The organism is Tabrizicola fusiformis, from assembly GCF_013328815.1.
Classification (GTDB): Bacteria; Pseudomonadota; Alphaproteobacteria; order Rhodobacterales; family Rhodobacteraceae; genus Fuscibacter.
Genome location: NZ_JABUHN010000004.1, coordinates 225,838 through 249,002 on the forward strand (window position 1 = coordinate 225,838; position 23,165 = coordinate 249,002).

General features: G+C 68.7%; 20 protein-coding genes. 8 read left to right on the forward strand and 12 right to left on the reverse strand.

Annotation, left to right across the window (positions count from 1 at the left end; translation table 11 throughout):
* Positions 1-63 precede the first annotated feature (63 nt).
* The 5 genes from HS053_RS08235 to HS053_RS08255 form a co-directional block, all read right to left on the reverse strand.
* Positions 64-606 carry an RSP_2648 family PIN domain-containing protein gene (locus HS053_RS08235; RefSeq protein WP_174210741.1) on the reverse strand — a complete coding sequence of 181 codons (543 nt, stop codon included), beginning with the start codon at positions 604-606 and terminating at the stop codon, positions 64-66.
* Between the two features lie 2 nt (positions 607-608).
* Positions 609-1,850 (reverse strand): RSP_2647 family RNA methyltransferase, encoded by a 1,242-nt coding sequence (locus HS053_RS08240; RefSeq protein WP_174210742.1) that lies wholly within the window; start codon positions 1,848-1,850, stop codon positions 609-611.
* Positions 1,851-1,890: 40 nt separating this feature from the next.
* Positions 1,891-2,574, reverse strand: coding sequence for a DUF6778 family protein (locus HS053_RS08245; RefSeq protein WP_174210743.1), 684 nt, complete (start codon positions 2,572-2,574; stop codon positions 1,891-1,893).
* Positions 2,575-2,715: 141 nt separating this feature from the next.
* Positions 2,716-5,379, reverse strand: coding sequence for a CHAT domain-containing protein (locus HS053_RS08250; protein ID WP_174210744.1), 2,664 nt, complete (start codon positions 5,377-5,379; stop codon positions 2,716-2,718).
* Positions 5,376-8,057, reverse strand: coding sequence for a CHAT domain-containing tetratricopeptide repeat protein (locus tag HS053_RS08255; protein ID WP_174210745.1), 2,682 nt, complete (start codon positions 8,055-8,057; stop codon positions 5,376-5,378). The genes HS053_RS08250 and HS053_RS08255 overlap by 4 nt, the downstream gene beginning before the upstream one ends.
* 145 nt (positions 8,058-8,202) lie before the next feature.
* Here HS053_RS08255 and edd point away from each other — a divergent pair, with 145 nt between their 5' ends.
* From edd to HS053_RS08270, 3 genes are all read left to right on the forward strand, one after another.
* Positions 8,203-10,005 carry a phosphogluconate dehydratase gene (edd, locus tag HS053_RS08260; RefSeq protein WP_174210746.1) on the forward strand — a complete coding sequence of 601 codons (1,803 nt, stop codon included), beginning with the start codon at positions 8,203-8,205 and terminating at the stop codon, positions 10,003-10,005.
* 143 nt (positions 10,006-10,148) lie between these two features.
* Entirely contained in the window at positions 10,149-10,793 is a 645-nt protein-coding gene (gene eda, locus HS053_RS08265; RefSeq protein WP_174210747.1) for a bifunctional 4-hydroxy-2-oxoglutarate aldolase/2-dehydro-3-deoxy-phosphogluconate aldolase, read from the forward strand.
* Between the two features lie 56 nt (positions 10,794-10,849).
* Positions 10,850-11,314 carry a VOC family protein gene (locus HS053_RS08270; protein WP_174210748.1) on the forward strand — a complete coding sequence of 155 codons (465 nt, stop codon included), beginning with the start codon at positions 10,850-10,852 and terminating at the stop codon, positions 11,312-11,314.
* Positions 11,315-11,317: 3 nt separating this feature from the next.
* Here the strand turns inward: HS053_RS08270 and HS053_RS08275 are convergent, their stop codons facing one another.
* The 3 genes from HS053_RS08275 to HS053_RS08285 all read right to left on the reverse strand — a co-directional run bounded on the left by HS053_RS08275 (position 11,318) and on the right by HS053_RS08285 (position 15,228).
* Positions 11,318-11,605 carry a hypothetical protein gene (locus HS053_RS08275; protein ID WP_174210749.1) on the reverse strand — a complete coding sequence of 96 codons (288 nt, stop codon included), beginning with the start codon at positions 11,603-11,605 and terminating at the stop codon, positions 11,318-11,320.
* Positions 11,606-11,629: 24 nt separating this feature from the next.
* Positions 11,630-14,410: a [protein-PII] uridylyltransferase family protein gene (locus HS053_RS08280; protein WP_174210750.1), complete on the reverse strand. Its 2,781-nt coding sequence runs from the start codon at positions 14,408-14,410 to the stop codon at positions 11,630-11,632.
* 131 nt (positions 14,411-14,541) lie between these two features.
* Positions 14,542-15,228, reverse strand: a complete 687-nt coding sequence (locus HS053_RS08285; RefSeq protein ID WP_174210751.1) for a D-lyxose/D-mannose family sugar isomerase — start codon at positions 15,226-15,228, stop codon at positions 14,542-14,544.
* Positions 15,229-15,293: 65 nt separating this feature from the next.
* On the opposite strand from HS053_RS08285, the gene HS053_RS08290 reads away from it, so the two are divergent.
* The gene (locus HS053_RS08290; protein WP_174210752.1) at positions 15,294-15,653 is read left to right on the forward strand and encodes a DUF1304 domain-containing protein; all 360 of its coding nucleotides are present in this window, start codon (positions 15,294-15,296) and stop codon (positions 15,651-15,653) included.
* 1 nt (position 15,654) lies between these two features.
* Here HS053_RS08290 and HS053_RS08295 read toward each other — a convergent pair whose 3' ends face one another.
* Both HS053_RS08295 and HS053_RS08300 read right to left on the reverse strand, forming a co-directional pair.
* Positions 15,655-16,182 (reverse strand): flavodoxin domain-containing protein, encoded by a 528-nt coding sequence (locus HS053_RS08295; RefSeq protein WP_174210753.1) that lies wholly within the window; start codon positions 16,180-16,182, stop codon positions 15,655-15,657.
* A 3-nt stretch (positions 16,183-16,185) separates the two neighbouring features.
* On the reverse strand, positions 16,186-16,941 hold the full coding sequence (locus tag HS053_RS08300; RefSeq protein ID WP_174210883.1) for a gamma-glutamyl-gamma-aminobutyrate hydrolase family protein: 756 nt from the start codon (positions 16,939-16,941) through the stop codon (positions 16,186-16,188).
* A gap of 150 nt (positions 16,942-17,091) precedes the next feature.
* On the opposite strand from HS053_RS08300, the gene copM reads away from it, so the two are divergent.
* The gene (gene copM / locus HS053_RS08305) at positions 17,092-17,451 is read left to right on the forward strand and encodes a CopM family metallochaperone (protein ID WP_174210754.1); all 360 of its coding nucleotides are present in this window, start codon (positions 17,092-17,094) and stop codon (positions 17,449-17,451) included.
* A gap of 91 nt (positions 17,452-17,542) precedes the next feature.
* On the forward strand, positions 17,543-18,502 hold the full coding sequence (locus HS053_RS08310; protein WP_174210755.1) for an acyltransferase family protein: 960 nt from the start codon (positions 17,543-17,545) through the stop codon (positions 18,500-18,502).
* Here the strand turns inward: HS053_RS08310 and HS053_RS08315 are convergent.
* Both HS053_RS08315 and HS053_RS08320 read right to left on the reverse strand, forming a co-directional pair.
* Positions 18,499-19,401 (reverse strand): EamA family transporter, encoded by a 903-nt coding sequence (locus HS053_RS08315; RefSeq protein WP_174210756.1) that lies wholly within the window; start codon positions 19,399-19,401, stop codon positions 18,499-18,501. The two genes, HS053_RS08310 and HS053_RS08315, sit on opposite strands and share 4 nt — an antisense overlap.
* On the reverse strand, positions 19,398-20,612 hold the full coding sequence (locus HS053_RS08320; RefSeq protein WP_174210757.1) for a pyridoxal-phosphate-dependent aminotransferase family protein: 1,215 nt from the start codon (positions 20,610-20,612) through the stop codon (positions 19,398-19,400). Before HS053_RS08320 ends, HS053_RS08315 begins: the two co-directional genes overlap by 4 nt.
* Positions 20,613-20,736: 124 nt before the next feature.
* Here HS053_RS08320 and HS053_RS08325 point away from each other — a divergent pair, with 124 nt between their 5' ends.
* Together HS053_RS08325 and HS053_RS08330 are read left to right on the forward strand one after the other, a co-directional pair.
* Positions 20,737-21,438, forward strand: coding sequence for a fused DSP-PTPase phosphatase/NAD kinase-like protein (locus HS053_RS08325; RefSeq protein WP_174210758.1), 702 nt, complete (start codon positions 20,737-20,739; stop codon positions 21,436-21,438).
* Positions 21,432-23,162: an ABC transporter ATP-binding protein gene (locus HS053_RS08330; protein ID WP_347233309.1), complete on the forward strand. Its 1,731-nt coding sequence runs from the start codon at positions 21,432-21,434 to the stop codon at positions 23,160-23,162. Before HS053_RS08325 ends, HS053_RS08330 begins: the two co-directional genes overlap by 7 nt.
* The last annotated feature ends 3 nt before the right edge of the window (positions 23,163-23,165 follow it).

Sequence of the window (23,165 nt, forward strand, 5' to 3'; positions counted from 1 at the left end):
TTCGTTGCAACGAATTTCCAAATCTCTTGGAAGAGATTTGCAAGTTTCTTCCAAGAAACTTGGCTAAACCCCCAGCGCCTTGGCCAGCTTCGGCAGTTGCGCCCGTTTCAGCAGCTTTTTCAGCGGGATGTCGCCGCCCGACAGCCGCTCTGCCGTGGCATGGACTTGCGCCACCACCGCCGAAACATCGGCTGGATGGCCTGACCAGAGTTCCCACAGGAACCCGTCCGGGTCGCGCCGTTCGATCTCTTCGTCGGCCAGCACGGGCCGGGGAAAATCCTGTGCGTTGAAGGTCACGATGGCATCGGCATGGCCCGCGATGGCCACCGCCAGCACATGGATGTCATTGGGGTCGGGCAAGGTCAGCCGCGCCTCGATATTGGGCTGTTCGCGCACGACAGCACGCGGAAAGGCCGCGCGCGCCAGCAGCGCCTCCCCCTCGGCAACCGCCATCGCCTCGGGGCCAAGCTTGACCGTGGCGCGCGTCCATTCGCGCAGGATGCGGTCGGACCAGAGCGGTTCGTAAAGCCCGCGCGCCGCCACCCCCAGAAGGACTTCGCGCAGCACGGTGGGATACAGAACGCAGGCGTCCAGAACCGCCCGCATCCTCAGCCGTCCAGCCGGAAGGCCAGCGCCTTGAGATAGCCGCTCTCGGCCAGTTGCGGCAGGATCGGGTGATCCGGCCCGGCAAAGCCGGTGTGGATCAACTGCCCGCGCCGCCCGCCCCGCCCGATGCCACGGGCGCTGGCATTTCGGAAGGCGGCAAGGTCGGCGGCATGGCTGCACGAACACAGCACCAGATAGCCGCCCGGCGCCACCAGCGGCGCCGCCAGCCGGGCGATCCGCTCATAGGCCCGCAGGCCCGCCTCAAGCGCCGGTTTGGCGGGCGCAAAGGCCGGCGGGTCGCAGATCACAAGATCGAACAGCGCGCCCTCGGTCCCCAAAGCCTCAAGCACGTCAAAGGCATCACCCTGCCGCGTGGTGAAACGGTCGGCAAAGCCCGAAGCCGCCGCCCCCTGCGTGGCCAGCGCCAGCGCCGCAGCACTGGCATCCACCGCCAGCGCCGCCTCTGCCCCACCGGCCAGCGCCGCCAGAGCAAAGCCGCCGACGTGCGAAAACACGTCCAGAACCCGCCCGCCCCGCGCCAGCGCGGCGGCAAAGGCGTGGTTCGGGCGCTGATCGAAGAAAAGCCCGGTCTTCTGCCCGCCCAGCACATCGGCCAGATAGGTGGCGCCGTTCATCGGCACCGGAACCGGCCCGTCCACCGCGCCTTGCAGCAGCAGGGTTTCCTCGGCCAACCCTTCCAGCCCGCGCGCGCGGCCGGTGCCGTTCTTGACCACCGCCGAAACGCCCGTCACCTGCACAAGGGCGGCCACCAGCGCCGCAAGATGCGCCTCGGCCCAAGCGGCATTGGGCTGCACCACGGCGGTATCGCCGAAACGGTCGATCACCACGCCCGGCAGGCCATCGGCCTCGGCATGGACCAGCCGGTAAAAGGGGGCCGCAAACAGCCGCGCCCGCAGCGCCAGCGCCCGCGCGATGCGGGCCACGAACCAGTCCTGATCAATCACCGCCGCAGGATCGCGGTCCAGCATCCGCGCCACGATCCGCGATTTGAGGTTGACGGTCACCAGCCCCAAGGGCCGCCGCTCGCCATCCTCCAGCACGGCCAGCGCGCCGGGGGCCAGCGCCTGCGTGCGCCGGTCGGTCACCAGTTCGTCGGAATAGACCCAAGGGAAGCCGTGGCGGATCGCCCGCGCCTCGGCCTTGGGTTTCAGGCGCACCACGGGCAGGCCGCGGGAGGCTGCGGTTTCGGGATCGGCGGGGGCGGAATGCGAAGGGGAGGTCATCATGACCTCCCCTTAGCCTGTTCTGCGCGGTTGCGAAAGCCTAGCGCTGTGCCGTCACCAGCACCGGCGCCGGGGTCAGCGCCTGACTGACCAGCCCCGGGTCGGTCACCTGTGCCGAGAGTTCGCGGCGGATCACCTCGGCCAGCCGGGCGACCACGACGACGCGCTGGGTCTGGCCCATCTGATCCTCGGCAATCGCCTGCGCGCCGCCAGAAGCCTTGATATCGGCGACCACCGCACGCGGCCCGTCGATCACCTGCCCGGTGGCGGCATCGGTCACGGTCAGATTGAAATGCAGCGCATGGGTGCCGCCCACGGTATAGCGGGTCTTTTCGGTCAGACAGTGAAAGCGGGTCACCTCGATCACCACATTCACCGCACGGCCATGGGTCATCGGGCCGGATGCTTCGGCGGCGGCCTCTTGGAAGATCCGTTCGACCTGAGCATAGCGGTCACCGCGCGGCTCGCCGCGCCAGACGACATCGGCGATCGGGTAGAACACATTGGCTTCGGATACCCGCAGGTCGCGCGGCACCGAGATGGCGACCTGCCGCACGTCATATTGCGCCTTCAGCACCTTGCGCGGGGCAACCGCGTCATGGCCGACGCTGGCCGGCTGCTGCGGCGAGACGACGACGGCGGCACGGCTGGCAGGATCGGGGCTGACACAGGCGGTCAGCGCGGCGACAAGCGGCAGGGCAATCAGGAAACGGGGCGAGGGCATGATCCGGGCCTTCTGGCTGTGCCTCACAGGCGAGGCTTTCGTCCTTAATGCCCGGTAAATGTGGCTGGATTGCGGAGAATCCGGCACATTTCGGCGGTGATGCCGCGGTTTCATTCTGTTTTGGAAACAATCATCCGGGGTTCAGTCCGGTTGCCCCACCAGAACAAACGGCGCCCAATAGGCCGGATGCGACCAGCGCGGATCAGAGGGATGGTCGATCATCGCAAGGATGGCCTGCCGCTGGGCATCGGCAGCGCTCAACCCGGGGGCTGCGGCGCGGCGGTGGAACAGGTCGGTCATCAGCGCCACGGCAGAGCGGCTTTCCACCGGCCAATGGCTTACCAGCAGCCCGCGCGCCCCGGCGTAGAGAAAGCTCTGCGCCAGACCGGAAAGCGCCTCGCCCCCCGGGGCGCCACCGGCGGCGGTGTTGCAGGCCGACAGCACGACAAACCGGGCGTTCAGATGCAGTTCGGCGATTTCCGAGGCGGTCAGGAACCCGTCCTCCCCGCCGCCGGGTGTCAGGGCAAGGGCCGGTTCCGCCAGCGCCGCCTGCCCCACGCTGTCGCCGCTGACAAGGCCGTGGGTGGCGAAGTAAAGCAGCCCGACATCGCCCAGCGCCGCCGATTTCAGCGCCGCCTCACTCGCCCCCGCACCCAGATGCAGGCTGCCCTCGGGGGCGTGCAGGGCAGCGGCCACCGCCCGCACCTCGCCCTCGGTTTCCGGCAGGGGCGCGAGGCCGCCGCGCAGGGCCAGTTGCGTCTGCGCCGGCATCGCGCCGAACTGCGGATCGGCAAAGGCCAAAAGCCCTTCGCCCGCCGCCGGACCCGCCGCGCCGCTGTGTTGCAGGGCCGAAATCGCGGGCAGGATGGTCACCGCATGGTGCCGCACCAGCCAGTCGGCGGCGGCCATGTCGCCCGATTGCGGCGCGCTGGCCAGCAAAAGCTGCGGCGGCAGGGCGGAAACCGGGCCGCGCAGATCGAAGAAGAGCTGCGTTTTGTCCGCGATCACCCCCGACACCGGCGCCAGAAGCTGGCGGTAAAGCCAATGCGCCCGGTCAAGGTCAAAGCCCGTGGCGACCGGCGCGGCATCGTCGAGTGCCGTGGCCCCCCGCACCCCCAGCCGCAGGTCGATCCCGGCGCGCAGGGCAACGATGGCGGCGGCAATCTCGGGCCCCGGCGCCGGCAGGGTGTGCCAGTCCACCGCCTCGCGGCTGACGGCGATGATCAGGCCGGGGTCATCCGGGTCTTGCGGCACGTCCAGCAGCACCAGCGCGCCCTCCGGCCCCAGCCCGGCGCGGATTTCGGCCAGCGTCAGGGCGCGGCGGCCGGTCGCCTCGGCCAGCGCCGGAAGCTCGGTCTCCAGAGCGGTGCGGATTTCGGCGGCGCTCTCCATCTGGCTGCGAATCGCGTCGCGCAGCGTCGCAATCGCGGCCGGGTCGCGCTGATCCACGGGCAGCGTGGTCAGCGCGGCCAATTCGCCTTGCAACGCCTCAAGCCGGGCGCGGGTATCGGTGCGGGCGCGCAAAAGGTCGGCCCCCCGCCCGCTGCCCGCAGCCAACCGCTGCGTCAGCAGGATCTGCGCCGCCGCAGCGCCGCTGTCTTGCGATTCCTGCAACCAGCCCAGCATCGCCTCGACCGCCGCTTCGCGGGTCAGGGCGCCGGATTCCTCGGCCAGACGCAGGATATAGGTCAGTTGCATCCGCCCGCCCGGCAGCGCGGCCCCGCCCAGCGCGTGGATTTGCGCCAGCGCCTCGGCCCCCTGCCCGGTGCTGGCCAGCAGCATCGCAAGGTTCACCCGCGCCCGTAAAAGGTCGATCGTGTCGGGCGAAAGGGTGGCTTCGCGCACCGCAACCACCTGCCGCATAAGGACCAGCGCCCGCGCCGCCCCCGGGCTTGCCGGATCGTCCCCCGCCAGAATGACCGCCTGAAGGAAGGCCATGTCGGCCCAGAACGGGCTGTCTTGCCCGTAATGCGCGGTGATCTCGGGCAGGCGGGCCTCCAGAATGGCCAGCGCCGCCTTGTCTTGCCCGGTCAGGTGCAGCGCCTCGATCAACTGGCCTTCGGTGGTCAGCCGCAGCGGTTGCAGGCTGGGGCGCGGCAGGGTGGCAAAATTGGCATCCAGCGCCGCAATCGCCGCCTGCAACAGTGGAATGGCCGCTTCGGGGCCCTGAATGTCGTTGACCAGACCCGCCCAGCCGATCATCCCCATGGCGCGCAGGTTGCGGGTCTGCGGATCGTCCCGGTCGCGCAGACTGTCGGCAAGCTGGTCATAGATCGCGGCCGCAAGGTCGCCCTGCCCCGCCTCGGTCGCCAGTTGCGCCTGCAAGAGGCGCAGTTCCGCCACCGCCAGATCGCCCGGCGGCAGCGCGCCATCGGCCAGCGCCAGCGCCTCGGTGGCAAGGCCCAGCGCCTCGCCCCCGCGGCCCGTGCTGCGCAGCCCCACGGCATAGGCGGCCGCACAGCGATAAAGCAGCGGATCGTCCGGTTTCAGCACCCGCTGCGCCTTTTGCATGAGCTGATAGCCCAGCGCCTCGGCCCGGTCCTGCTGGTCCTGCGCGGCGGCAGCCAGCACCAGAAGGAACTCGATCTGCACCGCCTGCCGGCTTTCTTCGCCGAAATCCTGCAACACCAGCCCATAGAACTGCTGCGCCGAAGCTTCGGCCTGGGCATAGTCGCCGCCCACCACCAGTGTCGCCTCGATCAGCCCGGCAACCTCGTCCACCTCGGCCGGGGTCAGCGCCTCTTCTGCGGGCGCGGAGGTGGCAAGGGTCAGGACCAGCGCCAGAACGGCAAAGAAACGGCTCAATCCGGGCTCCCGACCAGAACAAAGGGCGCCCAATAGGCAGGGTGCGACCATTTCCCCCCCGGCGCGTCGATCATCGCCAGAATGGCGCGGCGCTGTGCCTCGGCAGCGCGCAGGCCGGGGGTCTCGGCGCGGATGCGGAAGGTTTCCGTCATCAGATGCGCGGCAGAGCGGCTTTCCACCGGCCAGTGGCTGACCATGAGGGCGCGGGCGCCGGCATAGAAGAACGCCTGCGCCAGCCCCGACAGCGCCTCGGCATCGGGTTCATTGCCCTGCGCGGTGTTGCAGGCCGACAGCACCACCCAATCGGCCCGCAGGTCGAGCGCAAGGATCTCGCTCACCGTCAGAAAGCCGTCCTCGCCCCGCCCCGGGGTCAGCGCCAGCGCCGGTTCGCCCAGCACGGTCTGGCCCGCGACATCGCCGGTCACAAGGCCGTGGGTGGCAAAATGCAGCACGCGGAAATCGGAAAGCCGGGTTTCCTTCAGGCCCGCCTCACTGGCCGCAGCGCCGGTGCGCAGCGCTGTAGGCGGGGCACCAAGGGCGGCGGCCACCGCCCGCACCTCATCCGCCGTTTCGGGCAAGGGCGCCAGCGCCCCGCGCAGCACCCCCGCCGAAGCGGTATCGAGAGAGGCCACCAGAGCCGTGCCTTCGTCAAGGTCATAGACCGGATCGGCAAAGGCCAAGAGCGGTTCCGGCGCGGGCGCCCTGCCCCGGGCCAGCGCGATGGTGCGCAGCGAAAAGACCGAGGGCAGCACCGTCACCGCATGGTGCCGCACCAGCCAGTCGGCCTCTGTCAGGTCGTCCGACTGCGGCTCAGCCCGCACCATGAGGTGCGGCGGCAGGCCCGCCACGGCGCCGCGCAGGTCGAACATCAGATGCGCCTTGCCGGCAAAGACCGGCTCCAGCGCGCCGATGGTTTCGGCATAAAGCCATTGCGCCGCGTAAAGGTCGAACTCCACCTTGGCCTCGACAGGGGCATCGTCCAGCGCCGCCGCCGCCCGCGTGCCCAGTTTGAGCGCGATGCCCGACCGGGTATCGGCCACCGCGCCGGTAAAGCTGTCGGCCGTCCAGTTCAGCAGGTGCCAGTCCACCGCCTCGCGGCTGATCGCCATGGCCATCTGGGCGTCCCCCTCGACCGGGCTGATGTCGAGGATGATCAGCGCCTCATCCGGGGCAAGGGCCGCCTGCACCTCGTCCAAGGTCAGGCGCCCGCCGCCGATCAGGTCCATCATCCCCGGCGCATCGGCATCCAGCGCCGCCCAGAGGTCATCCGCCTGCGCCCGCGCCGCGGCCAGATCGCGGCGCATCTGCCCCTCGCGCGCCGCATCCCGCTCGGCCAGCGGCAGGTTGGTCTGCACCAGAAGCGCCTGCTGCAACTGTGCCGAACGCTCGCCCAGATCGGTCGCGGCGCGGAACTGCGCCGCCGTCTCCCCCTCGCCCAGCGCAAGGCGCTGCGCCTGAATCAGCGCCGATCCCGCCGCCGCCGAACCCTGCGCCTCTTGCGCCACCATCAGCACGGCATCGGCCAGTTCCCGGGGCGCCATGCCGCCGCTGTCGCGCAGGCTGACAAGCAGGTCATAGGCAAAAGCCCGGCTGCCCGCCCCCGCCTCGGAGGCCAGCTTCAGCTCCTCCCATGCGCGGCGCAGTTGCTTGGGATCGGTGCTGTCGGCCAGCATTGCGGCATGGTCCAGCCGCGCCCGCCCGGTGGGGCCTGCCGTCGGCGACAACAGGCTTTCGCGCAGCGCCACCACCTCGGCCTGCAACGCCAGCCCCTCGGCAAAGCCGGGGCTGTCCGGGCCGCCCCGGGTCGCCAGAAGCGCCCGCTGCGCCAGAATGTCGGACATCGGCAGGCTTTGCGCCCCGAACTGTTCCGCGACCAGCGCGCCCACCCGCTGCACATGGGCCGGCAGATCGTCACGCCGCCCCGACCGCCAGAGCGCCTGTCCATATTCGACCAGCGTATAGACCGTCTGCGGATGGCGCGGGCCGAAAGCCGCCTCGAACAGCGGGATCGCCTCGGCATAGGCATCGGCGGCGGCATCGGGGCGGCCCAGATCGGTCTGGATACGGGCGATGCTGCGGGCCACCGTCGCGGCATCGCGCGGCGCGCCGGGATCGGTCGCCACCCGCATCTGTTGCAGCGCCTGCGCATAATAGGCCAGCGCCTCTTCCTTGTAGCCCAGCCTGCTGTAGGTCGAAGCAAGGTTGTAGCGCCATTTCACTACGATATAGGCATCGTCGCCCAGAACCGTCTCGGCCACCCGCACCGTCTGCACCGCCAAAGGCAGCGCCTCATCCGCGCGGCCGGTCTCGGACAGGATCACCGAAAGCGCATTGGCGGCGGCAAGGGTGCGGGGGTGGTATTCCCCCTTGGTCGCCAGCCAGCGGGCGTGGACATGACGGAACATCGCCACGGCCTCTTCCAGCTTGTCCTGCTGGCGCAGGGCATTTGCCAGCGCGATCTGCACATCCAGCACCTGCGGCGAATCCGGCCCGAACTCGGCGCTGGCCTGCGCGGCCAAGGCCACTGCCGCTGCTTCGGCAGCCGCATAATCCCCGGCGTCGTAAAGCTGCTCCACCCCTTCCGCCCGGGCCTTGTGATCGGCAAGCCCCTCGGCCAAAACCGGCAAGGCGGCAAGTTCAAGCGTGACGAGGCAGGCAAGAAGCGTCACAATACGCATGCGGTCTCCGGTGGTTGTCCTGGCCAGATTAGCAGCGCCGGGCGCCCCGGTGGATGACAAATTCGGTGTTCTGGGTCGCCGAAGGGTTGTTAGCGCTAACAAATCCTGCTAAAACCCCGCCAACCCGCCAGAGAGAGAGGCTGCCATGCCGCTGCATCCCGCCATCGACCGCGTTACCGACCGCATCCGCGAACGCTCTGCCGCCACCCGCGCCGCCTATCTGGCGCGGATCGCGGCGGCGGGGCGCGCAGGCCCGGCGCGCGGGCATCTGGCCTGCGGCAATCAGGCCCATGCCTATGCCGCGATGGGCACCGACAAGGCCGCGCTGGCCGAAGCGCGGCTGCCCAACATCGGCATCGTCACCGCCTATAACGACATGCTCTCGGCCCATCAGCCCTATGAGGATTACCCCAAGATCATCCGCGAGGCCGCCCGCAAGGCCGGCGCCACCGCACAGGTCGCAGGCGGCGTGCCCGCGATGTGCGACGGGGTGACCCAGGGCCAGCCCGGCATGGAACTCTCGCTCTTTTCCCGCGATGTCATCGCGCTGGCGGCAGGCGTGGCGATGAGCCACAACACCTTTGACGCCGCCCTCTATCTGGGTGTCTGCGACAAGATCGTGCCCGGCCTGATCATGGCCGCCGCCACCTTCGGCCATGTGCCCGCCGTCTTCGTGCCTGCGGGGCCGATGACCTCGGGCCTCCCGAATGATGAAAAATCCCGCGTGCGCAACCTCTTTGCCGAAGGCAAGGCGACCAGGGCCGATCTGATGGCCGCCGAGATGGCCAGCTATCACGGCCCGGGCACCTGCACCTTCTACGGCACCGCCAACACCAACCAGATGCTGATGGAATTCATGGGCCTGCACCTGCCGGGCGCGAGCTTCGTCAATCCCGGCACCCCCCTGCGCGAGGCGCTGACCACGGCGGCGGTGGAACGTGCCGCCACCATCACCGCCCTTGGCAACGACTACCGCCCTGCGGGCGAGGTGCTGGACGAACGCGCCTTCGTCAACGGCATCGTCGGGCTGATGGCCACCGGCGGCTCGACCAACCTCGTGCTGCACCTGCCCGCCATGGCGCGGGCGGCGGGAGTGCTTCTGGACCTCGCCGATTTCGATGACCTCAGCCAGGCGGTGCCCCTGATGGCCAAGGTCTATCCCAATGGCCTTGCCGATGTGAACCACTTCCACGCCGCGGGGGGGCTGCAATTCCTGATCGGACAGTTGCTGGACGCGGGGCTCTTGCACGCCGATGCCCGCACGGTGGCGGGCGACGGGCTGGCGCATTACCGGCAGGAGCCCCGGCTGGATCAAGGGCGGCTGATCTGGGGCGACGGCCCGGCAACCAGCCTGAACGACAAGATCGTCCGCCCCGCCGCCGATCCGTTCCAGCCGACCGGCGGGCTGCGGCAATTGTCCGGCAACCTCGGCCGCGGCGTGATCAAGGTTTCCGCCGTCGCCCCCGAACGCCACATCATCGAAGCACCCGCCCGAATCTTCCACGATCAGGAAGCGGTCAAGGCCGCCTTCAAGGCGGGTGAATTCACCTCCGACACCGTGGTCGTCGTGCGCTTTCAGGGGCCGCAGGCCAACGGAATGCCGGAACTGCACTCGCTGACGCCGGTGCTGTCGGTGCTGCAAGAGCGCGGGCTGAAAATGGCGCTGGTCACCGATGGCCGGATGTCGGGCGCCAGCGGCAAGGTGCCCGCCGCGATCCACGTCTCGCCGGAAGCCGCCGTCGGCGGCCCGCTGGCCCTCCTGCGCGACGGCGATGTCGTCCGGCTGGATGCGGTGGCGGGCACGCTTTCGACCACCGCCGACCTTTCGGGCCGCACCATGGTCCGCCCCGACCTCTCGGCAAATGCCCATGGCATCGGCCGCGAACTCTTCGACGCCTTCCGCCGCACTGTCGGCCCCGCCGAAACCGGCGCCGCCGTGGTGGTCTGACCCCGACCGCCCCTGCCCGACCTTCGCCTCCGGCGGGGGTATTTGGGCCAAGATGAATGGCCGCTTTCATCTTGGCCCAAATATCCCCGCCAGAGGCACCTGCCCTCTCAGCCGCCCCGCCGTCTGGCGAAAAGGAGACCGACATGACCCCCGCCGAACAATCCCTGAAGGCCGCCGAAATCTGCCGCCTGGCGCCGGTGGTGCCGGTTCTGGTGATCGACGATCTGGCGCAGGCGGTGCCGCTGGCGCGCGCCTTGGTGGCGGGGGGGCTGCCTGCGCTGGAGGTCACGCTGCGCACGCCGCAGGCGCTGGATGCGATCCGCGCCATGGCAGAGGTGCCGGGCGGCGTGGTGGGGGCGGGCACGCTCCTGACCCCGGCCGATGTGAAGGCCGCCAAGGCAGCGGGCGCGAAGTTCGGCGTCAGCCCCGGCGCCACCGACCGGATCATTGCCGCCTGCGAGGACGAGGGGCTGCCCCTGCTGCCCGGTGCCGCCACCGCGAGCGAGATCATGGCGCTGCTGGAAAAGGGTTTTACCGTGCAGAAGTTCTTCCCTGCCGAACAGGCCGGCGGGGCGGCCTATCTCAAATCCATCGGCTCGCCCATTCCGCAGGTGAAATTCTGCCCCACCGGCGGCATCAGCCTGAAAATCGCACCGGATTATCTGGCGCTGAAGAACATCCTCTGCGTCGGCGGCTCCTGGGTCGCGCCGAAAGAGGCGCTGGCCAAAGGCGACTGGGATACGGTCACCCGCCTTGCGGCAGAGGCGGCGGGCCTCAAACGGGGCTGACGGGGCGCCTTTTGCGCCGTAGGATGGGCAATCTGCCCATCCTTGCGGAGGCTTCCATGACTGCCCCCACCGTCCAGACCTGCCTCTGGTTCGAGGATGCCGCGCTGGAAGCGGCGGAAACCTATGTCCGCCTGCTGCCCGGCTCGACCATCCGCCACGTCTTCCCGCAGCGCGGCAATCCCGGCGCCGCCTTCATGGTGCAGCTTGACCTTCTGGGCCAGCGGTACAGCTTTCTCAACGGCGGGCCGCATTACCGGCTGACCCCCGCCGCCTCGATCGAGGTGCATCTTGAAACGCAGGCCGAAGTGGACGCCCTCTGGGATGCTTTGCTGAACGGTGGCAGCGCCAGCCGCTGCGGCTGGCTGACAGACCGTTTCGGGGTAAGCTGGCAGATCATTCCCCGCGCCCTGCCCCGCCTGATGGCCACCAATGACGAAGCCGCCGCCGCCCGCGTGCTGCAGGCGATGATGGCAATGGTCAAGCTGGACGGCCCCGCGCTCGAAGCTGCGGCGCGGGGCTGAGGGTCAGCCTTCGGCGCGCGGCTCTGCTGCCACGCGGGCCGCTCGTCCGCCCCGGCGGCGCGGCGCCTCGGGCGCGGTCAGCGCGGCTTCCAGCACGCCGCTCATCGGGTGATCCGGTTCGGCCAGACCATATTCCGCGATCAGGCGGCGCAGCGCGTCAGGCGTATGGGCGCCCACCGGCAGGCTCAGTGCCCAGTCGATGAAGATCGAGCGGCATTCGCCCAGGGTGATCCCCTCGATCCGATAGCTTTCGCGCACAAGCCCCTTGGGATCGGCCTCGCTCAGTTCCAACACCCGTCTCCCCACCGGCCACTCCTAGCCCTGTTGCTCCAGATGGGCCGAAATGACCCGTTCGGCAAGTCCTGCCGCCGTCGCCAGCCGGTCCGAAAGCTCTTCAACCGTCCCGGCCCCGGTTTCGCGCAGAAGGAACGCCCTGCCACCTTCGCCCAGACGGCCGGGGTCCACCACCCGGTCCGACAACAGCCGCGCCCCGCATTGCAGCCGCCACATCAGCCTGTAGGCATCCAGCAGCGTCTGCGCGTCGGAATCCGACGCTTTTGCGGCCTTTACCCCCGCCGCGATCTGCCGTTCCACCTGCCGCGCCGGGCTGGCCGATTGCAGCGCCAGCGTCTGCGCCATCAGCTCGATATCCATCAGGCGGCCCGGGCCCAGCTTGGCCTCCCATTCCCCCTCGCCGGGTTTGGCCGCCGCCAGCCGCGCCCGCATCTCGGCCACGTCCGGGCGCACCTTGGCCGCCTGCCCCTTTTCGGCCAGCACAGCGCGGCGCAGCGCCTCGACCTCACCGGCCAGCGATGGCTCACCCGCCAGCACCCGCGCCCGGGTCAGCGCCAGATGCTCCCATGTCCAGGCTTCGCTCTGCTGATAGCTGCGGAAACTGTCGAGCGAGGTCGCCACCGGCCCCTGCCGCCCCGAAGGGCGCAGCCGCATGTCCACCTCGTAAAGCCGCCCCTCGGCCATCTGCGCCGTCAGTGCGGTCACCATCGCTTGGGTCAGCTTGGCATACCAGGCCCGCGCCGCCAGCGGGCGCGGCCCCTCCGATGCCTCGACCCCCGCCGCGTCATAGATCACGATCAGGTCAAGGTCGGACCCGGCATTCAGCCGCCCCGCCCCCAGCGAGCCCATGCCGACCAGCACGGCACCACGCCCCGGGGCCGGGCCATGGCGGCGGGCAACGCTTTCACCCACCACCGGCCAGAGGGCGGCAATCACGGCCTCGGCCAGATCGGCATAGGATTTCGCCGCCTCGAAGGCGTCGATCAGCCCGCGCAGGTGATGCACGCCCACGCGAAAATGCCATTCCTTCATCCAGCGGCGGGCCGAATCGAGCTTGCCCTCGTAATCGGCGACCCCGGCCAGCCGCGCGGCAAGTTCCTGCGTCAGCGCCGCCATCCCCGGCCAGGGCGCCCAGAAACTGCCGCCGATCACCGCATCCAGCACCGAAGCGTTGCGTGACAGATGCCGCGCAAGCGCCGGCGCCGTGCCCGCGATGTCGATGATCAGATCGACCAGCACCGGATTGGCCTCGAACAGTGCGAAAAGCTGGACCCCGGCGGGCAGACCGGCAAGGAATCCGTCCAGCGCCACCAGCGCCTCGTCCGGGTTGGCGGCGCGGGCAAGGCGGGTCAGCAGCACCGGGCGCAGGCGGCGGAAGATGGCCTGTGCCCGGTCGCTTTTCAGGCAGGGATAGCTGGACCAGCCCGCCACGATGGCGCGGGCGCTGTCGGACAATTCGGGGCCTTCTTCCGCGGCGGCGGGGGCAAAGAAGCCCTCGGTCAGCCGGTCGGTCCGGGCCAGCCGGTCAAGCAGGTCGCGGCGGAAAGTGGCCTCGGACTGGCCGCAGAAGGCGGCAATGCGGGCCACGCCCTCGGCACTGGTGGGCATCGTATGGGTCTGGGCATCGGCGACCATCTGCAAACGATGCTCCACCTCGCGGTGGGCGATGTAGAGCGTGGAGAGTTCCTCGGTCACCGCCTCGGGAATCCAGCCCTGCCGCGCCAAGGCCGCCAGCGCCGCCAGCGTGCCACGGTCGCGCAGCGAGGGGTCGCGCCCGCCTGCAATCAACTGCCGGGTCTGGGTAAAGAACTCGATCTCGCGGATGCCGCCCTGACCCAGCTTCATGTTATGGCCTTCCACCTCGACCCGGCCATTCAGCCCGCGATGCTCGCGGATGCGCAGGCGCATGTCATGGGCGTCCTGGATGGCGGCATAGTCGAGATGCTTGCGCCAGACGAAGGGGGTCAGGGTTTTCAGAAACCGCTCTCCCGCCGCGAGGTCGCCGCCGCAGGGACGGGCCTTGATATAGGCCGCCCGCTCCCACGTCCGGCCCTCAGCCTCGTAATAGGCTTCGGCGGCAGCCATCGACAGACAGACCGGCGTGACGCTGGCATCGGGGCGCAGCCGCAGATCGGTGCGGAAGACATAGCCGCCCGCCGTGACATCCGACAGGATCGCCGTCATCTTGCGGGTGACGCGGATGAAGGCCGCCCGCGCCTCGGACCAGTCGGCGCCATACCGCTCCTGATCGAACAGGCAGATCAGGTCGATATCCGAAGAATAGTTGAGTTCCCCGGCCCCCATCTTGCCCATGGCCAGCGCCACCATGCCGCCTGCGGTCGCAGCATCGTCCGGCCCCTGCCCCGGCAGCTTGCCGCGCCGGATTTCTTCGGCCACCAGCCGCCGCATCGTCAGGTCCACCGCCCGGTCGGCCAGCCGCGTCAGCGCGCCGGTAACCTCCATCAGCCCCCAGACCCCGCCCAGATCAGCCAGCCCCGCCAAAAGCGCCACCCGCCGCTTGGCCTGTCGCAGCGCCGCTGCCAGCCCGTCAACCGGCACCGCCTCAAGCCCGGTCAGCACGGCGGCCAGCGCGGTTTCCGGCGCAAGGCCAAGCGCCGGGCGCAGCCAGTCGCCCTCTTGCCGCATCAGGTCGCGCAGATAGGGGCTGCACCCCGCCGCCCCTTCGATCAACGGCGCCAGCTCGGGCGGAAGACCGGACAGGGCGGCCCGCGCCTCGGCCCCTTGGGCGCGGTCAAAGGCAATGGGACGGCGGGTCAGGCGGGCGGTGAAATTCTGGCTCATGGCCGGACTTTCCCCCGGCCCGCGCGCAAGGTCAATCCGCCCGCGCGCCCCGGGCGGACCCGCCGGAGTTTTCGAAAACTCCGGCCCGGACCCTTCGAAGGGTCCGGCGCGATTTCTTCATAGAAATCGCTTCACGCCAGCCAGCGGTCGTAGTCCGACACCAGCAGATGGGTGGGCGCCACGTCCTCTTCGATCTCGGCAAAGCGGCCGATCGGCTCGCGGAAGATGTTGTCGGTCATGTCGTCGTTCACCGTCGAAACCTCGCCGATCAGCACATCGCCGCCCTCGCCCCAAAAGGCGTGCCAGTCGCCCGGCATCAGCGTGACGCTTTCCCCCGGCGCCAGTTTCAGCTTTTCACCGGGGGCAAAGGCGCGCTCGATCCCGTCGCAGCGCACCATGCCGCCCTGATCGGCAGCGAAATTGCCCCATGGGTCGGAACCGTAAAGCTCCACCACCAGCGTCGCCCCGCCGCGGTTGATGATATCCTCGGCCTTGATCACATGGGTGTGCATCGGCGAAAGCTGATCCTGCCGTGAAATCAGCAGCTTTTCGGCATAGCACATGCCGCCGCCGCGTTGCAGGTCGGACAACAGGCCATTGCGCAGGGTGAAGAGGAACAGCCCCATCAGGTCGAACCGGCCCTGCCCGTAATCGGTAATGTCCCAGCCGCAGCGCCCCGAGATCACCCGCCCCGCCACATCGGCCCGGGTGCGGAACTCGTCCGGTGTCCAATAGGCAAAGGGCGGCAGGACAAAGCCGTAATGGCGGATCATCTCATCCGCCGCCGCCATGATTTCGTTGATGCGTGAGCGCTTCATCTGTTCCCCCTGCCAAGTTGGCGCTAACATAACCCGCGAAACCCGCCCGTAACAAGGAGGCGCCCATGCTCGCCCTTATCCTGACCGCGCTGGTCGCGCTGATCCATCTCTATATCGTCTGGCTTGAAATGGCGGCCTGGACCACGCCGCGCGGGCGCCACGTGTTCGGCACCACCGCCGAATTTGCCGAAGCATCCAAGGTGCTGGCGGCCAATCAGGGGCTCTATAACGGCTTTCTGGCCACCGCGCTGATCTGGGCGCTGATCGCGGGGTTGCAGGGCGCGGGGTTCCAGTTGGGGCTTTACGGGCTGATCTGCGTGGCAGTCGCGGGGCTTTATGGTGCGGCCACCGTGTCGCGCCGAATTCTGGTGGTGCAGACGGTCCCGGCCGCGGCGGCGCTGATCGCGTTGCTGGCGGGCTGGTAGGTCAGCCTGCCAGCCAGGCCGCCACCGCCGCGTCAAGCGCGGCCCAGTCGGTGTATTCCTTGTCCTGATGCGGATCGACCGTGGGGTCTTTCTGCGCCGCAATCCGCTTCATTGCCCAAGCCCGGAAGAACCCGTATTCGCTGAAGCGGAAGGCACCGGCGACATGTTCGGTGCGGCCCGGGGTCCAGCCGGTTTCGGTGTGAAACGCCTCAAGGCATTTGTGCAGGCCCGCCCAATCTTCGGCATCATCCCCCGCGGCCGAGAGCGAGACCGCCAGAAACAGCGTCGGCATCGCATTCAGCGCCGCCGCATGGGCGCGGGCAAAACCGGCCAAAGCCGCCTGATACCCCCCGGCATGAAGCGAGCCTGCCAGAACCGCCCGGTCAAAGCGCGCCAGATCCAGCCCGGCACCATCATTTGCTTCCAGCAATTCCACGGCATGGCCGCCATCGGCCAGCCCGTCGGCGACATGGCGGGCGATCTTGCGGGTCTGGCCATCGGTCGTTGCGTAAAGCACCAGAACCTTCATCGGCTACCCCTGTCGTTGCGCCCAGTCGGCCACCGCCGCGCCAAAGGCGGCAAACAGCGGGCGCGAGACGGGATCATTGGCCGCATTCCATTCCGGGTGCCATTGCACCGACAGGGTAAACCCGGGCGCGTCCTGCACATAAATCGCCTCAGGCGTGCCATCGGGGGCCAGCCCGTCCACCACGATGCGGTGGCCCGGACGGGCAATGCCCTGCCCGTGCAACGTGTTGGTCATCACCTCGGGCGCGCCCATCAGCCGGTGAAACACCCCGCCTTCGGTAAAGCGCACCGCATGGCGCAGGGCGAATTGTTCCTCGATGGTGCCGTCGGGCGGCATCCGGTGGTTCATCCGCCCCGGCAGATCGCGGATTTCAGGATGAAGCGAGCCGCCCATCGCCACGTTCAGCTCTTGAAAGCCGCGGCAGATGCCAAGGAACGGCTGGCCGCGTTCGACCAGCGCCCGGATCAGCGGCAGGGTGATGGCATCGCGGTTGCGGTCGAAATCGCCATGGGCCGGCGTCTCGGCCTCGCCATATTCCGAAGGGTGAACGTTGGGGCGCCCGCCGGTGAAGAGAAAACCATCGCAAAGGCCCATCAGCTCCTCCACCGTCACCAGACGCGGGTCCGAGGGCACGATGACCGGCAGACAGCCTGCCGCTTCGGCCACGGCAACCGAATTGATGTGCCCGGCGGCGTGAACGGCATAACGGTCGTTCATCAGATGGGAATTGCCGATGATTCCAACGGTGGGGCGGGACATACGGGACATGAAGGGCCTTCGTGCTGACCGTGCCACGATAGGGCGCAGCGCAGCCAAGGAAAAGACCCGGCAGCTTCACCGAAGGGTGACTTGCCTTCCCCTTGCCGGAACCTGCCAGAAACCGGGCAGACACCCTGAAAGGAGACCCCGATGAAACCGCTGTTCCTTGCCCTTGGCCTTGCCGCCGCGATTGGACTGCCTCTGCTGGCGCAAACCACGATGGACCATACCGGCCATGCCATGACCGGCGCCGAAAGCCCGGCGACCCTCGCCTATATGGAGGCCAATGCCGCCATGCATGGCGCGATGGCGATTGAGTATTCCGGCGATGCCGACATCGACTTTGTCCGCGGCATGATCCCGCATCACGAAGGCGCCGTCGCCATGGCGCGGGTGGTGCTGGAACATGGCGACGACCCCGAGGTGCGCAAACTGGCCGAGGGCGTCATCGCCGCGCAAGAGGCCGAGATTGCCTGGATGAAAGACTGGCTTGCCCGCAACGGCGGCTGATTTCGCGCTATGGTTGCGGAAACCCATTGTTTCCGGGCCATTAAGCACGAAAACGGTTGCCACAAGGCCCTCGCAGGCGCATCGCGGTTGTATGAGCCGCAAAGCCGCACCGTCCAGCGAGGGCCAGATGACCGACGCGACCTTTTCCCCTGCCGCCGTCGCAGCGCCTGCCCGGCCGCTGGCCGGCTATCGGCGCGGGCTGGACATCGGGCGGATCACGGCGGCCTTCTTCATCGTCTGGGACCATGCCCATGCGCCGGGCTGGCAGATCGGCTATCTGGCGCTGGCGCTGTTTCTGTTCCTGACCTCGTTTCTTGCGGTGCAAAGCTATGAACGGCGGCCCGGCCCCGGCTTCTGGCGCAAGCGGGCGGTGCGGCTGTTGATGCCCTGGCTTTTCTGGTGCGCCTTTTACCGGGTGATCTATGAAATCCTGTCGGATGCGCCGTTTCAGTGGCTGTCGGACCCCTACAGCCTGATCACAGGGCCCTATTTCCACCTGTGGTTCCTGCCCTTCACCGCGGTCTGGCTGGTGCTGATCCCGCCGATGTCGCGGCTGATCCAGAGCCAGACGGCGCTGGCGGCCGCGATGATTCTGCTGGTGGCCGTTTCGGTGCCGCTCGGCACGGTCCATGCCGGAATGGCGTTCGAGCTGCCGGTGGTGCAATGGGCCTTTTCGCTGCCGCTGTTCCTGTTGGGCGCCTTCCACGCCATCGCGCTGCGCCTTGGCGCCGGATGGATGAGCTGGGTCGCCGCCACCGCCATTTCGGCCGTGCTGGTGGCGCTTTATGGCGAGTTCTGGGGGGCGCAGGCGCTCCTTGCGCTGATCGTGTTCGAGGTGCTGTGGCGGCTGCCGATCAAGGCCACCTGGCCGACCTTTGCCGCGGGCTATGCCTTTGGCGTCTACCTGTTGCACCCGTTCTTCATGCTGGTCGCCTACAAGGTGTTCGGCGTCGAGGTGAACCCGATCCCGGCGGCGCTCTTTACCTTTGCCTGCACGCTGGTCGCCACCGAGATCATCCACCGCACCCCGTTCTTCAACCGCTTCGCCTAAGGCTGGGCAATGCCCTCGGGGGCGGGGCGCTGCCCTGCCGCCCGCTCGCGCATTCCGATGTAAAGCGCGCAGGCAATCAGCACGCCAACCCCGGCGAAGGTCCACCCATCTGGAAAATCATCAAAGAAAAACAGCCCCATGGCGACCGAAGTTATGATTTCGGTATAGGCGAGCGGCGCCAGAAGCGACACTTCGGCATGGTCATAGGCCCAGACGATCAACAGATGGCCAAAGGTGGCAATGGCCGCCAGAAGCAGCAAAAGCCCCCATTGCCCCGGGTCCGGCGCCACCCAGACGAAGGGCACCGCAAGCGACAGCATCAGCCCGCCCATCAGGCTGGTCTGAAAGGTGGTGACCAGCGCGTTGGCCTGCCCCGAAATCGCCCGCGTCATCACGAAATAGCAGGCAAGCAGGGTGCCCGCCGCCAGCGCCAGAAGGCTGCCGGGGTTCACCTCGACCAGACCGGGGCGAATGATGATCAGCGTGCCGACAAAGCCCACCGCCACCGCAGCCCAGCGGCGCGGCCCCACCCGCTCACGCAGGACCAGAGCGGAAAGCACCGTCACCACAAGGGGTTGCACGAAGAAGATTGCCAAGGCATCGGCGATGGGCAGATATTTCAGCGACAGGAAAAAGCAAAAGGTGGCGCCCGACAGAAAAGCCGCGCGCAGCCCGTGATAGACCGGCCGCGCGGGCACCAGCGCCGCCGTCCCGCCGATCCGCAAGGCCAGCGGCAGCGTCAGCACCGCCCCCAGCGCCAGCCGCGCCCAGACCACCTGCAAGATCGGCATTCCCTGCTGGCCCAGCATCTTGGCAATCACGTCGATGCCCGGCAGCACCGCCATGGCCCCCAGCATCAGCAAAACCCCGATGAGCGGGCGGCGCGCTTGGGCGGTCACGCCCCTGCCGCCCGCGCCACCACCCCGGCCGCCGCTGCCAGCGCGCCCGGACCATGCGGGATGTCCAGCGCCAGCATCGCCGCCTCCATCGTGGCCAGCACGCCGAGCGTCATATGGGCGCTGACATGGCCCATATGGGCCACCCGCAGAAAGCCGTGATAGGCCGGGTCGCCCGGCGGTGCCATGCCCAGCCCGATGCCAAGGGTCAGCCCGGCCCGCGTCTCGCACCAGTCGCGCAGCCGGGTGGCATTGGGCGCCGGTCCGATCCGCGCCGCGGTAACGGCATGGGAGCGGAAGGCCGGATCGGCCACGTTCAGCGCGATTTCGGCATTGCCCGCCCCCCAGGAATCGAAGGCGGCCCAGACGGTGCGCGCAAGCGCGGCATGGCGGGCCCAGACCGCCGGCATCCCCTCTTCATGCACCAGCATGGTCAGCGCCTCGCGCAGACCATAAAGGTGATGGGTCGGCGCCGTGCCGTGCCAGAGCTGCCAGAACTCGGCACCATCGGCGCGCGGCGTCCAGTCCCAATAGGGGGTGCGCAGGCCCGCGTTGCGCCCCGCCGCCCGGGCCTTTTCCGAAAACCAGACGAAGCCCATGCCCGGCGGCACCATCAGCCCCTTCTGGCTGGCGGCGATGGTCACATCGACGCCCCAATCGTCCATCCGGTATTCGTCGCAGCCAAGGCTGGCGATGCAATCCACCGCCAGAAGTGCCGGATGGCCCGCCGCATCCATCGCGGCGCGCAAGGCGGGAATGTCGGTGCGGATAGAGCTGGCGGTATCGACATGGGTCGTCAGCACCGCCCTGATCTCATGCGCGCGGTCGGCGCGCAGCGCCGCCTCGACCCGGCCCATGTCGGCGGGGGTGGAGCGGCCGAAGTCGAGGCATTCAACCTGAACCCCCATGGCCAGAAGCGATGCCGTCCAGCCAAGGCCAAAGGCCCCCGTCGCCACCAGCAACACCTTGTCACCGCGCGAAAACAGGTTGCTGTTGACCGCTTCCCACAGCGCATGGCCATTGCCGATATAGGCCGCGACATTGGCCGTGGTGCCCGCCACCACCCGCAGATCGGGCCAGAGGCTGGCCACCATGTCATGCAGCGCACCGGCGTAGATGTTGGGCGCCGCGCGGTGCATCGCCTGCAACACCCGGTCGGGCATCACCGAGGGGCCGGGAATGGCAAGATAGGGGCGGCCTTGGGCAAGGGTCATCTTCGTCTCCGCTGTTCGCAGCACAGGGCTAGGCTGGCCAAAGGGCGGCGTCAACGGGCCGCCGCCTTGCAGAATGCCGGTCTTGTCGTTATCTCGTCGGGGTCACACCGGGATCGGCCGCCACATGCTCAAAGCCCTGCACGCAAAGCTGAAAGCCTGGCAGGACCGTCTGGGCCAACGCTTTGGCACCGACATCTCCTCGCCCGAGGCGCGGCGCGCGGCATGGTGGCATTTCCAGCTTTCCGACCATGCCTTCCTGCGGGTCTGGTGGCACAATTTCCACAAGGTCAGCCCCGGCCTCTGGCGCGCGAACCAGCCCGACCCGGCCCGGTTCGAAACCTATGCACGCGAAGGGGCCCGCTCGGTTCTGAACCTGCGCGGGCCTTCGGGGCAAAGCTTCTGGCTGTTCGAGCGCGAGGCTTGCGACCGGCTGGGCCTGCCGCGGGTGGACCTGAACATGTCGGCCCGCCGCCTGCCGTCGCGCGAGACGCTGCTGGAACTGGCGCATCATTTCCGCACCATGCCGCAACCCATTCTGGTGCATTGCAAATCCGGCGCCGACCGCACCGGCCTTGCCGCCGCGCTCTGGCTGATGCTGATGGAGGGCCGCCCGGTGGCCGAGGCCGCGCGGCAGCTTTCCTGGCGCTATGTGCATCTGAGCTTCGGCAAGACCGGGATTCTGGACCACCTTCTGCGCTATTACGCCCGCGAAGAGGCGAAGAGCGGCATCGGCTTTCTCGACTGGGTGGCAACCGCTTATGATCCGGCCGAGGTCAGCGCCTCTTACGCCCGCTGGCAGGCCCGCGGCAAGGAGGGCGCGTGGTAACCGAGCCGACCCGCTGGTTTCTGTCGCTGCTGCGGCCCCGCCGGGCCGCCCTCATCGGCGCGCTGTTGCTGATGGCGGCCGAGGGCGCCACGATGGGCGGCTTTTCCTATCTGATCCGCCCGCTGTTTGACACGGTATTTCTGGGCAAGGACACCGCCATGGTGCCGCTGGTGGCGTTGGCCGTCGCCGGGGTGTTCCTGTTGCGGGCGCTGGCGGGTTTCGGCCACCGCGTGATTCTGGCCCGGCAGGCCGAAGGTCTGGCCGCCGATCAGCAGAATGCCCTTCTGACGCATCTGATGACGCTGGACCTGCCCTTCTTTCAATCGCACCCCCCGGGGGCGCTGATCGAGCGGATCCGGGGCGATGCCATGGCCTTCCGCACCCTCTGGCCGCCGATCCTGTCGGCGCTGGGGCGCGATGTGGTGGCGCTGGTCTCTCTCCTCGGGGTGGCGCTCTGGGTGGACTGGCGCTGGACCCTGCTGGCCGTGGTGGGGGTGCCGCTCTTGGCGCTGCCGGTTTCGGCGTTGCAGGCCCGCGCTCGGCGCACCGCCATTGCCGCCCGCACCGCCGCTGGGGCGCTCTCCACCCGGCTGGACGAGATTTTCCACGGTCTGACCACCATTCGCCTGACCGGCAGCGAGGCCGCCGAGGCCGAACGCTATCGCCTTGCCACCCGTGATTACCTTCGCGCGCAACTGCGTTCGGAAACCGCATCGGCGGGGATTCCGGCGCTGATCGACATGGTGGCGGCGGCGGGCTTTGCCGGGGTGATGCTGTATGGCGGCTATCAGATCATGGCTGGGCAAAAGACCGTTGGCGAATTCATGAGCTTTTTCATGGCTATGGCGCTGGTTTTTGAACCCTTGCGGCGGCTCGGCTCGATCTCGGGCGGCTGGGCGCAGGCGCGTGCCTCGCTGGAGCGGATGGCCGGGCTCTTGCACGAACGTCCCACGGTCCTGCCGCCCGCCGAACCCCGCGCCCTGCCCGCGCCGCAGGGCGGTTACCGCCTTGCGCTGGAGGATGTGGCCTTTGCCTATGGCGACCAGCCGGTGCTGCGCGGCCTGAGTTTCGTGGCCGAACCCGGGCAGGTCACTGCTCTTGTCGGCCCCTCGGGGGCGGGCAAAAGCACGGTGTTCCACCTGCTGACCCGTCTGGCCGATCCGCAGGCGGGCCGGGTCACCTTGAACGGGCTGGACCTGCGCGAGATGGACCCCGCCGCCCTGCGCAGGGCCTTTGGCGTGGTGGCGCAGGACACCGCCCTCTTCGACGAAACCATTGCCGCCAATGTCCGTCTGGGTGCGGGGGACCGCAGCGATGCCGCCCTTGCCGCCGCGCTGGAGCGCGCACAGGCGGGCGAGTTTCTGGCCCGCCTGCCGCAGGGTGCCGAAACCCCGGCCGGCCCGCGCGGCTCGGCCCTGTCGGGCGGCCAGCGCCAGCGCATCGCCATCGCCCGCGCCATCCTGCGCGACGCGCCGGTGCTGCTCTTGGACGAGGCGACCAGCGCGCTGGACAGCCGGTCCGAAGAGTTGGTGGCGCAGGCGCTTGCAGAGGCGGGCCGTGGCCGCACGACCTTGGTGATCGCCCATAGGCTGGCCACCGTGCGGCAGGCCGACAAGATCGTGGTGATGCAGGCGGGCCGGGTGGCTGAACAGGGCACCCATGCCAGCCTTCTTGCGCAGGGCGGGCTTTATGCCGATCTTCACCGCCTGCAGTTCAAGGAGTAAGCG